Raw genomic sequence first — 10422 nt, 5'->3', positions numbered from 1 at the left:
TTAACGGACAGACTCTAAGACTCATTCGCAACGCCCGTCGCTGAATGCCCATGACGATTGGATAGCCATCCTATTTTGCGGAGATGAAACACTCCGCGACAGCAGATCGAGAAATTTCGACCGCGTCATCACACATTCCGAGGCACGCGGCATGATTCCGTCATACCCAAGATAGGCGCGCAGAAAATATCGCTTTTGGCCCGTAACGTTTCATGAAGCGGCTCGCTCTTGCCGCGTCACTCCCCGCTCACCCATTCGATCTCGCATCCGGCGCCCGGCCCCTGCGCCAAGCGCTCCGCGAGAAAGGCCGAGATCGCCCGCGCCTCCTCCTCGAAAGTGAAGGGCGGATTGACGACGAGAAGGCCGGTGCTGCGCAGCTTGGTGTCCGCCTCGGCGCCGCCGACGCACAGATCGAGACGCAAAATCTTCTTCACGCCGCTGGAGCGCAAGGCGCCGATCAGCCAGCGCTGCTCCGCCGCATCCTTGATCGGCCGCCACAGCGCATAAATCCCCGTCGGCCATTTGCGATGCGCGTCGAGAAAGGTCTTCAGCATGCGCTCGGTCTCGTCGCGCTGCTCGAAGGGCGGATCGATGAGCACGAGCCCGCGCCGCTCCTTCGGCGGCACGAAGGCGGAGAGACCGACATAGCCGTCGAGATGAATGGCCTTCACGCGCTTGTCGCGCGCAAAGCGCGTCTGCAGCGCGTCGAAAGCGTCCGGCCGCAATTCGCAGAAGACGGCGCGATCCTGCGGGCGCATGAAGCGCATCGCGATCAGCGGCGAGCCGGGATAGAGCGCCGGCCGCCCCTCGGCGCCGAGCGGGCCGACGATATCGAGATAGGGCGCGAGCAGATCGCGCAGCCGCGCATCGGCGCCGGAGAGATCGGCGAGCCGGCCTATGCCGCCGCGCCACTCGCCCGTGCGCTCGGCCGCATCGGCGGAAAGATCATAGGCGCCCTCCCCCGCATGCGTGTCGATGACGCGAAACGGCGTCTCCTTGCGCGTGAGATAGAGGAGAAGCCGCGCCAGCAGCGCATGCTTGAACACATCGGCGAAATTGCCGGCATGAAACCCATGGCGATAATTCATCGTCTACAAGGGCGCCGGCACGGAGATTTCGCCGGAGCGGCAAGCGCCGCGCGCGATCTCGGGACAGGGACGGAACTCGCGCAGATCGCGCGAGAAGCAGATGCGCACATCCTGCAGCGCGCCCTTGCGGCAGGTGACGGCGAGCATGCCCGGCCGCAGCCGCGGATTGGCGGCGATGAAGGCGCGCTGAATATCGAGCGGCGCAAAGCTCTGCGCCTGCCGCGGCCGCTCGAGCGGCGCCGGTATGGTCACGCTCTGCGTCGCGCGGCGCACGTCGAGGAAATAATCGGTCGGGCTCTTGCCCGAGCAACGGCCATGCTTGCGCCATTCGTGCCGCGCCAGGCCTTCATCGGGGTAGACGCCGGCGACATGCTCTAGCGCCATGCGCGAGGGCGTCGCGGCGCCGTCGCAATCGCTCGGAAAGCCATGCTCATATTGCGGCCACAGGCCATGAGTGACGAAGCCTTTGCCGAGGCCGGGCTCGCATTGCGCGCGATACTCGCGGCCGCCGCCGCTCTCGCAGAAGGCTGGCGACCAGGAGAGCGTCAGCACATAGAAGTCGAAGCCGCCGGCGCCACGCGCCTCCGCCGGATCGATCGCCGCGCTCCGCTCCGGGTCCGCCATGACGCCGATCGGCGCGAAAAGCGACAGGAGCGCCAGGACGGCGCCGACGAGGGTCGTTTGCTTGAACATGCGCCCGCTCCGAAAAAGCCCGGATGCGGATTGATGCCGGAGCGTGAGGCGTCGCGTCAAGCGGCGGTTCGGCGAAAGCCGACGGGCGTTGACGTAACCTACTTATTCACTAGGATAATGGGACGACGTCACGGAGAAACGCCACATGCCGAGCGCAATTCGCACGCTCTTCGCCGCAATGGCGCTGCTCGGGCTCGCCGAAGCGGCGCGGACCGAGCCGGCGCGCGCCGCGACGATCGACGGCCAAGACGGCGCGGCGTCCGGGCGTCCCGACATCAGGAGCATCAAGATGAGCGAAGAATTGCGCTATCAGATCCGGCTGAACATCAGCGACGACTACGCCGAGCTCGCCCGCACCGATCCGCAGAACGCCGCTCTCGCGCCGATCGCAGCGATTTTGGCCAAGCATCACGCCGCGCTGAGCAATCAATTCGACGCTTTCGCCCATTATGTCGCCGAGGCGGAGAAACAGGGCGTCGAACATTTTCCGCTCTACAAATGGACCAAGGCGACGATCGAAGACCCGGTCAAGAAAGCCAAGCACGTCAAATCCTTCTCCCTTTATGTCGAAGGCGAGGAGGTCTATCCGAAGGCCGCTGCGGACGCGCTCGAAGCCGATCTCACGCCCTTCGTCGGCGGCGGCGTCGTGGAGAAGCTTTCCAAGCACGACACCGATCCGGCGCATAATCCGCAAGCGCCCGCCCATTTGCGATAATAGCGCGAGCGCAGCCGCGAACGGCGAAGCCATCCCGTCCGCGCGTCTCAGCGCGGCGCCGGATCGCTTTGCCGCCGGGGCCGCGCTATATTGGCGATATGCGCAGCTTTTCCCGCACCCTCGGCCTTTTCGCGATTCTTCTCCTCGCGCTGCTCTTTAGCGGCACGGACAGCGCGCGGGCGCAGGACCCGGTCGGGGATTTCTTTCAAGGGCTGTTCGGCGGCCGGCCGCGCGCCCATTCGGAGGCCCGCCCGGCTGCGCGCGAGACCGGCCGCATGCGCCGGCTGGTGCCGCATCGCGAATATAGCGCGCCCGCCTATTGGCACGGCCAGAGCAAGGCGGCCAAGAAGGACAAGACGCAAAAGCCCGAGGACCCCAACGCCCCGCCGCCCTTCCAGGTGGCGGTGATCGGCGACAGCCTGGGCCAAATGCTGGCCGACGGCTTGGACGAGGCCTATTCGGACCGCGCCGACATTCGCATCCTGCACCGGGCCAAGGACAGCACGGGCCTAGTGCGCGAGGATTATTTCGATTGGCCGAAGGCCGCGCGCGAGCTGCTCGCCGGCGGCGACAAGATCGACATGGCCGTCATCATGATCGGCTCCAATGATCGTCAGGCCATTCACGAGGGCGCGGAGACGATCGAGACCTTGTCGCCGCGCTGGCGCGAGCGCTACGCCCAGCGTGTGGAGACTGTGCGCGCGGCGTTTCGCGAGAAGAAGATTCCGCTGGTTTGGGTCTCTCTGCCCGTCACCAAGAGCGAGCATTTCGCCGCCGATATGGCGAAGCTCAACGACATCTACCGCCAGGCGGCGGCGCAGGACAGCGCGGCTTTCATCGATATTTGGGAGGCCTTCGCCGATGAGCGCAACCAATACCAGGCCTTCGGCCCGGATATAAACGGGCGCATCGTCAAGCTGCGGTCGGCGGACGGCGTCCATTTCACCGATGTCGGCGCGCGAAAGCTCGCCCATTTCGTCGAGGGCGAGATCAAGCGGCTCTTCGACGCGCGCCATCCGACGCCCGACGCCGCGCCGGCGGAAGCCGCCCTGCCCCCGGCCGAGGAAACGCCGCCCGCAGAGGCCGCCGTCGTCGCCCCGCCGGTCCAGATCATCGCGCCGAGCGGCCCGGCTCCCGCGGTCGCGCCCACTCTGCCGGCGGATCGGCCGGCGATCGGCCAGACGCAGTCGCTGACGAGCGCCGCCGTCGCGGCGGACGGCGAGCTGGCGCGGCGCGTGAAATCTCCCTCCACGACGGGAGAGGCCCAAGCCGCCGCGGCGCGCGCGCTCGTCGATCATATTTTCGTCGAGGGCGGCGAGCAGCCGAGCCAGCCCGGCCGCGCCGATGATTTTTCCTGGCCGCGAGGCGCCGCCAGGGTCACGCCGGTCTCCACGCCGACGCCGGCGCAGGCTTCGACCCCGGCGCCCGCCGTCGCCCCCTCCGCCGCCGAGACGCGCTGAGCGGGACGGTTCGCTCAAAACGCGCGGAAACCGTCAATTCCGCATTCAATTCGTCTCGAATGAAGCGCGCTGGCGAAGCGGCCTCGAGGGAACAGGCGCGCCGGCGGCGCATTTTTCTCCCGCTCGAAAGGCCCGAGGGCCTCGAAGGGAGTATCCATCATGTATTTTCGTCGTTCGTCTCTTTCTGTCGCGCTCGCGCTGGGCTTCGGCTGCGCTGCGCCCGCCGCGCAGGCTTTCGAAAACCCGTTCGCCTTTCTGTTCAGCGGACGCTCGGCGGCGGCGAGCGCCCCGTCCTCTTCCGAGGGCCAGCTCTCCGGCGAATATTCCTCGACGCGCTCGGTCGTCGCCGATCCGACCCGCCAGCGGCCGGGAACGGTCACCGTCGACACGCAGAATCGCGTTCTCTATCTGTCGATGAACGATGGCCAGGCGATGCGCTATGGCGTCGGCGTCGGCCGTCCGGGCTTCACCTGGCGCGGCCATACGCATATCGGCCGCAAGGAGGCCTGGCCGGCTTGGACGCCGCCTTCCGCCATGCTGCACCGCCGCCCAGATCTGCCGCGCCATATGAGCGGCGGAGCCAATAATCCGCTCGGCGCGCGCGCCATGTATCTCTACTCGGGCGGCCGCGACACCATGTTCCGCATCCATGGCTCCAACGAGCCCTGGACGATCGGCCATGGCGTCTCTTCCGGCTGCATCCGCATGCTGAACGGCGACGTCAGCGACCTCTATAGCCGCGTGAAGGTCGGCACGCAGGTCCACGTCCTCTGACGAGAAACGCCGGCGGCTCGTCTCGCGACGAGCGCCGGCGTCTTATTTTCGGCTCGGTCGCGTCAGCCGACGCAATTGGCGTTGGTCAGGCCGGAGATGATGACCTGCGCGACGACCCAGACGCCGATCAAAATCCAGGCGATACGCGTTTTCTTCTGCCCATAGAGATAGGCGCCGCCGATCGGCATGGCGAGCAGCGCATAGGGCAGAGCCGAATTTCCGATATTCTCGCAGAACCACAAGGCCGTGGGCATGTTTTCCTCACCTCGGTAGATTTGTTTCGCCCATCAGGAAGGCGTCCACCGAGGCGGCGCACTGCCGGCCCTCGCGGATCGCCCATACGACAAGCGATTGCCCGCGCCGCATGTCTCCGCACGCGAAGACTTTTTCGCGTGACGATCGATAGGATTTGACGTCGGCGGCCACATTGCCGCGCGGGTCCAGCGTGACCGCGAGCTTTTCCAGCAGGCCCTCGCGGACCGGCGAGACGAAGCCCATGGCCAGCAGCACGAGATCGGCCTTCAGCGTGAACTCGCTGCCAGGAATGGCGGCCAGCTTGCCATCGACGCGCTCGCAGCGCAGGCCGGTGACGGCTCCGTCGGCGCCGATGAACTCGCGCGTCATCACCGCGAATTCGCGGGTCGACCCCTCGTCATGGGAAGAGGAGGTGCGCAGCTTCAGCGGCCAGTCCGGCCAGGTGACGAGCTTGGCTTCCTTCTCCGGCGGGCGCGGCATGATCTCGAGCTGCGTCACCGAAAGCGCGCCCTGGCGCACCGATGTGCCGATGCAGTCCGAGCCCGTGTCGCCGCCGCCGATGACGACGACATGCTTGCCGGAGGCGAGGATCGGCTCATTGGTGACGAGCGGCTCGCCTGAGACGCGGCGGTTCTGCTGCGGCAGGAAATCCATGGCGAAATGCACGCCGCGCAGATCGCGCCCCGGAATGGAAAGATCGCGCGGCTGCTCGGAGCCGCCGGAGAGGATCACGGCGTCATGCTCGGCGACGAGCTTCTCCGCCTCGAGATCGACGCCGACATGCACATTATAGTGGAAGGCCACGCCTTCCGCCTCGAGCTGCGCCACACGGCGGTCGATGAGATGCTTCTCCATCTTGAAGTCGGGAATGCCGTAGCGCAGCAGGCCGCCGGCCTTGGCGAACTTCTCATAGACATGCACGTCATGGCCGACGCGCGCCAGCTGCTGCGCGGCGGCGAGCCCGGCCGGGCCGGCGCCGACGACGGCGATGCGCTTGCCGGTCTTGGTCTTCGGCGGCTCGGGCGAAATCCAGCCCGCCTCGAAGCCGCGGTCGACGATCGCACATTCGATCGTCTTGATCGTGACCGGCTGGTCGACGAGATTCAGCGTGCAGGAGGCCTCGCAGGGCGCGGGGCAGACGCGGCCGGTGAATTCCGGGAAGTTGTTGGTCGAGTGGAGATTGGCCAGCGCGCGGCGCCAGTCGCCGTGATAGACGAGGTCGTTCCAGTCGGGGATCTGATTATTGACCGGACAGCCATTGTGGCAGAACGGAATGCCGCAATCCATGCAGCGCGCCGCCTGATTGCGGGTCGCCTCCTCGGAGAGGGCGATGACGAATTCGTCATAATGGCGGATACGGTCGGCGGCCGGCTTATATTTGCGGTCCTGCCGGTCGACTTCCAGAAACCCCGTGACCTTTCCCATGCCTCGCCAACCCCTCGGCCCGTCGCATCAATGGCGCCTTCGAGGGATTTTTTACCACGAAGACGCGTAGGACACGAAGCAAATCGTCTCGGATATCGCTTTCCCAGCTCGTCCGCCGGCTCGCGAATGTCTCTCCGCGCGCGCTTTTACGCGGCGAAGCTCAGGCGGCGGCCGCTTTCGGATCGACTTCGCGCGTGTAGTCTTCGATCAGCGTGCGCGAGATCGCGCTCGGCGTGAAGCGATAGGGACCGGCCTCCGCGACCGGCGTGACCTCGGCGCCCGTGCCGCAGATGAAGCACTCGCTGAACTCCGGCAGCTCGTCCGGCATGATGCGGCGCTCGATCACCTCTATCCCGCGGCGGCGGGCGAGGTCGATGACCGTACGGCGGGTGATTCCGTCCAGAAAGCAATCGGCAATGGGGGTGTGCAGCACGCCGTCCTTCACGAAGAAGATATTGGCGCCGGTGCATTCGGCGACGCGGCCCTGCCAGTCGAGCATCAGAGCGTCGGCGTAGCCGCGGCGCTCGGCGCGATGCTTGGAGATGGTGCAGATCATATAGAGGCCGGCCGCCTTGGCCAGCGAGGGCGCAGTCTGCGGATCGGGCCGGCGATAATCGGCGACGTCGAGGCGAATGCCCTTCATCTTGGTGGCCACGTCGAACATGCTCGGCCAGTCCCACACGGCGATCGCGACATTGATCGTCGAATTCTGCGCGGCGACGGCCATCATCTCGCTGCCGCGCCAGGCCACCGGCCGCACATAGCAGCTGTCGAAGCCATTGGCCTTCACCACCGCGGCCTTGGCGGCGTCGAGCTCGGCGACGCTATAGGGAATCTCGAAGTCGAGGATTTGCGCGGAACGCTTGAAGCGCTCGGAATGCTCGGTCGATTTGAAGATCGCGCCGCCATAGGCGCGCTCGCCCTCGAACACGCTGGAGCCATAGTGCAGCCCGTGCGAGAGAACATGGAGCTTGGCGTCGCGCCAGGGGATGAGCGCGCCATTGAACCAGATGTAGCCGTCGCGCTGGTCGAAAGGCAAAACCGACATCCGACACTCCGATGAGGTCAAGGGCGAAAAAGAAGGGAGCCGTCCCGTGCGGCGGCCGGTCTCGAGCCGGCCTTCTCCAAACCACTAGCCATCGGTCAGAAATATGTCAATATAGCTGACGTATAAGTTCAGGACGATCGAGCGGCGCCGGAGGGAGCGTTTCACCCTCCCATTCAGAGGGCGGGCTTCCGAGCGCCCTGTCCAGGGCATGGTTCACGGCTTTTTCGCTTCCACCGACATATAGCGGTTCCCGACGTGAAAGCATCCATTGAACGCAAGCCATTGCGCCCGACCTCGACGCAGGCGCTCGTCGGACGCGAGCCTGCGCCCGAGAGCGAACCCATGTTCGATCTCATCGAGCTGTTCTTCTTCGCATATCGCGATTTCGTCGGCGACGCCGACCGGCTGCTCGAGAATTATGAGTTCGGCCGCGCCCATCACCGCGTTCTGCATTTCGTCTATCGCCGCCCCGGCCTCGCCATCGCCGCCCTGCTCGATATTCTGAAAATCACCAAGCAGAGCCTCAACCGCGTGCTCAAGCAATTGCTCGACGCCGGCTTCGTCGAGGCGCGCGAGGGCGCGACCGATCGCCGCCAGCGCCTCCTCTTTCCGACGGCCAAGGGCGCGCGTCTCGCCCAGGAGCTGGCGACGCTGCAATCGGAGCGCTTTCGCCGCGTCTTCGGCGAGTTGCCGCCGGAGGCGCGCGAGACGACCGTCGATTTTCTGCTGGCCATGGTCAACGCGCCGGACCGCGAGAAAGTGCGCGCCCATCTGCCGCCGCGCCGGCGCCGGCGGCAGCTCACCGAAGACGACGCCGCATGAGCGCGCCGGCGCCGCAGACCGCGGCCGAGCCCGGCCCACATATTCTCGTGGTCGACGACGACAGGCGCATACGCTCGCTGCTGTCGCGCTATCTCGCCGCGCAGGGCTATCTGGTCAGCGCCGCCGGCGACGCCGCCCAGGCGCGCGCGCGGCTCGCGGACATGACCTTCGACCTCATCGTCCTCGATGTGATGATGCCCGGCGAGAGCGGACCGGAATTCGCGCGCAAATTGCGTAGCGAGGCGGAGCCGCTGCGCTCCTCCCCCATTCTCATGCTGACCGCGCGCGGCGAGACGGCCGATCGCGTGGCCGGGCTGGAGGCCGGCGTCGATGATTATCTCGCCAAGCCCTTCGAGCCGCGCGAACTGTCGCTGCGCATCGCCAGCATTCTGCGCCGCGCCGGCCGCGCCGCCCGCCCTGCCCCGGCGGCCGCGAGCGTGCGTTTCGGCGCCTTTGGCTTCGATCTCGAAAAGGGCCGATTGCGCGAGCATGATCGAATCGTCCATTTGACGACTCGCGAAGAGGAGATTCTGCGCGTGCTGGCGACGAATGCGGGCGAGATCGTGTCACGGCAGAGGTTGGCGCAGCGCCTCGTCAATGGCAAAGTCGAAAGCGCCGGCGAACGCAGCGTCGATGTCGAGGTCGCGCGGCTGCGCCGCAAGCTCGAGAGCGACGCGCAAGGCCCGCGCCATTTGCAGACGATCCGCGGCCGCGGATACAGGCTGTGGGCGGACGCCGTCATCGGACCGGACGAGGAATACGGAAAAGCGCAATGACATCAGCCCTCCCCGCCGCGCTCGACGCCCCGCGCCAGCTCTGGCGGCGCTTCGCCGGCTGGCTGCACGAGCGCATGCCCAAAGGCCTCTACGCACGCTCGCTGCTGATCGTGATTCTACCGATCGTGCTGCTGCAATCGGCGGTCGCCTATTTCTTCATGGAGCGGCATTGGCAGGCGGTGACGTCGCGCCTTTCCGCCGCCGTGGCGCGCGACGTCGCCGCGCTGATCGATTTCTACGAAGCCTTTCCTAAGGATGAGCATCGCGACATCATCCAGCGCATCGCCGGCGAGGATTTGAGCATAGACGTTCATTTCCTGCCCAAGGAGCCGCTGCCGCCGCCCGCCGCCAAGCCCTTCTTCTCGCTGCTCGACCATACGCTGTCGCGGGAATTGTCGCTGCGCCTGCAGCGCCCCTTCTGGATCGACACGGTGGGGCGCTCCAACATCGTGGAAATCAGAGTCGCGCTCGACGATTCGGTGATGCGCCTGCTCGCGCATCGTACCCAGGCCTATGCGTCCAACTCGGAAATCTTCTTTATCTGGACGGTGATCGCGTCTCTGGTCATCATCGCCATCGCCACCTCCTTCCTGCGCAATCAGATCCGTCCGATTCTGCGCCTCGCCCGCGCGGCGGAGGAGTTCGGCAAGGGCCGCGAGGTCGCCTTCAGCCCACGCGGCGCGCGCGAGGTGCGGCAGGCCGGCGCCGCCTTTTTGGAGATGAAGCGCCGCGTCGAGCGCGCCATGGAGCAGCGCACCACCATGCTCAATGGCGTGTCGCATGATCTGCGCACCATCATCACGCGCTTCAAGCTGTCGCTCGCCCTCATCGGCGAGACGGCGGAGACGGCCGAGATGAAAAAGGACGTCGACGAGATGGAGCGCATGGTGGAGGCCTATCTCGCCTTCGCGCGCGGCGACGGCGGAGAGGCGACGGCGGAGACCGATGTGACCGCCATTCTGGACGAGCTGAAAACCGACACGGAGCGGCGCGGCCTTCGGGCCGAGACGAGCTTCGCCGGCCGCAGGCAGGTCGCCGTGCGCCCGGCCGCCTTCCGCCGCTGCCTCGCCAATCTCGTCGGCAACGCCCAGCGCTATGCGAAAAACATATCGCTCACCGCCGTCAATGACGGCCATATGCTGACCATCCACATAGACGACGACGGCCCGGGCATTCCGGTCGAGCGGCGAGAAGACGCCTTTCGGCCCTTCTACCGGCTGGACGAGTCGCGCAATCAGGACGAGAGCCATTCGGGCCTCGGCCTCGCCATTGCGCGCGACATCATGCGCTCGCATGGCGGCGAGGTGACGCTCGAGGGCTCGCCGCTCGGCGGCTTGCGCGCGACCGTCACCTTGCCGGTGTGACG

11 protein-coding genes are annotated in these 10422 nt (G+C 66.3%); 6 read left to right on the top strand and 5 right to left on the bottom strand.

Annotation, left to right across the window (positions count from 1 at the left end; translation table 11 throughout):
• Window positions 1-236 precede the first annotated feature (236 nt).
• Window positions 237-1088 (bottom strand): 23S rRNA (adenine(2030)-N(6))-methyltransferase RlmJ, encoded by an 852-nt coding sequence (locus A1351_RS04825; RefSeq protein WP_026598493.1) that lies wholly within the window; start codon window positions 1086-1088, stop codon window positions 237-239.
• Between the two features lie 3 nt (window positions 1089-1091).
• Complete coding sequence (locus tag A1351_RS04820; RefSeq protein ID WP_083967130.1) at window positions 1092-1781, bottom strand: ribonuclease T2; 690 nt, start codon at window positions 1779-1781, stop codon at window positions 1092-1094.
• A gap of 145 nt (window positions 1782-1926) precedes the next feature.
• On the opposite strand from A1351_RS04820, the gene A1351_RS04815 reads away from it, so the two are divergent.
• From A1351_RS04815 to A1351_RS04805, 3 genes are all read left to right on the top strand, one after another.
• A complete protein-coding gene (locus A1351_RS04815) occupies window positions 1927-2496 on the top strand; it encodes a hypothetical protein (protein ID WP_348625814.1) in 570 nt (189 codons plus the stop codon).
• A 98-nt stretch (window positions 2497-2594) separates the two neighbouring features.
• Window positions 2595-3956, top strand: coding sequence for an SGNH family hydrolase (locus A1351_RS04810; protein ID WP_083967132.1), 1362 nt, complete (start codon window positions 2595-2597; stop codon window positions 3954-3956).
• A 159-nt stretch (window positions 3957-4115) separates the two neighbouring features.
• Window positions 4116-4730 (top strand): L,D-transpeptidase, encoded by a 615-nt coding sequence (locus A1351_RS04805; RefSeq protein ID WP_024879742.1) that lies wholly within the window; start codon window positions 4116-4118, stop codon window positions 4728-4730.
• Window positions 4731-4792: 62 nt separating this feature from the next.
• On the opposite strand, the gene A1351_RS04800 is transcribed toward A1351_RS04805, so the two are convergent.
• The 3 genes from A1351_RS04800 to A1351_RS04790 form a co-directional block, all read right to left on the bottom strand.
• Window positions 4793-4984: a hypothetical protein gene (locus tag A1351_RS04800; protein ID WP_024879741.1), complete on the bottom strand. Its 192-nt coding sequence runs from the start codon at window positions 4982-4984 to the stop codon at window positions 4793-4795.
• A 7-nt stretch (window positions 4985-4991) separates the two neighbouring features.
• Window positions 4992-6410: a glutamate synthase subunit beta gene (locus tag A1351_RS04795; protein WP_026598491.1), complete on the bottom strand. Its 1419-nt coding sequence runs from the start codon at window positions 6408-6410 to the stop codon at window positions 4992-4994.
• Window positions 6411-6570: 160 nt separating this feature from the next.
• Complete coding sequence (locus A1351_RS04790) at window positions 6571-7458, bottom strand: branched-chain amino acid aminotransferase (RefSeq protein ID WP_064032367.1); 888 nt, start codon at window positions 7456-7458, stop codon at window positions 6571-6573.
• 255 nt (window positions 7459-7713) lie between these two features.
• On the opposite strand from A1351_RS04790, the gene A1351_RS04785 reads away from it, so the two are divergent.
• From A1351_RS04785 to A1351_RS04775, 3 genes are read left to right on the top strand one after another with little or no spacing between them, the layout of a single operon-like run.
• Entirely contained in the window at window positions 7714-8280 is a 567-nt protein-coding gene (locus tag A1351_RS04785; RefSeq protein WP_083967128.1) for a MarR family winged helix-turn-helix transcriptional regulator, read from the top strand.
• Complete coding sequence (locus A1351_RS04780; RefSeq protein ID WP_064032365.1) at window positions 8277-9056, top strand: response regulator; 780 nt, start codon at window positions 8277-8279, stop codon at window positions 9054-9056. Before A1351_RS04785 ends, A1351_RS04780 begins: the two co-directional genes overlap by 4 nt.
• A complete protein-coding gene (locus A1351_RS04775; protein ID WP_064032364.1) occupies window positions 9053-10420 on the top strand; it encodes an ATP-binding protein in 1368 nt (455 codons plus the stop codon). Before A1351_RS04780 ends, A1351_RS04775 begins: the two co-directional genes overlap by 4 nt.
• Window positions 10421-10422 lie beyond the last annotated feature (2 nt).

This window comes from Methylosinus sp. R-45379 (assembly GCF_001644125.1).
GTDB lineage: Bacteria > Pseudomonadota > Alphaproteobacteria > Rhizobiales > Beijerinckiaceae > Methylosinus.
Note: the sequence above shows the minus strand (reverse complement) of the source record. Positions and strands in the feature narration are given on the sequence as shown.

Coding starts and splice junctions, on each gene's coding strand:
- A1351_RS04825 (WP_026598493.1), bottom strand. CDS start 1,088: ATGAATTATCGCCATGGGTTTCATGCCGGCAATTTCGCCGATGTGTTC.
- A1351_RS04820 (WP_083967130.1), bottom strand. CDS start 1,781: ATGTTCAAGCAAACGACCCTCGTCGGCGCCGTCCTGGCGCTCCTGTCG.
- A1351_RS04815 (WP_348625814.1), top strand. CDS start 1,927: ATGCCGAGCGCAATTCGCACGCTCTTCGCCGCAATGGCGCTGCTCGGG.
- A1351_RS04810 (WP_083967132.1), top strand. CDS start 2,595: ATGCGCAGCTTTTCCCGCACCCTCGGCCTTTTCGCGATTCTTCTCCTC.
- A1351_RS04805 (WP_024879742.1), top strand. CDS start 4,116: ATGTATTTTCGTCGTTCGTCTCTTTCTGTCGCGCTCGCGCTGGGCTTC.
- A1351_RS04800 (WP_024879741.1), bottom strand. CDS start 4,984: ATGCCCACGGCCTTGTGGTTCTGCGAGAATATCGGAAATTCGGCTCTG.
- A1351_RS04795 (WP_026598491.1), bottom strand. CDS start 6,410: ATGGGAAAGGTCACGGGGTTTCTGGAAGTCGACCGGCAGGACCGCAAA.
- A1351_RS04790 (WP_064032367.1), bottom strand. CDS start 7,458: ATGTCGGTTTTGCCTTTCGACCAGCGCGACGGCTACATCTGGTTCAAT.
- A1351_RS04780 (WP_064032365.1), top strand. CDS start 8,277: ATGAGCGCGCCGGCGCCGCAGACCGCGGCCGAGCCCGGCCCACATATT.
- A1351_RS04775 (WP_064032364.1), top strand. CDS start 9,053: ATGACATCAGCCCTCCCCGCCGCGCTCGACGCCCCGCGCCAGCTCTGG.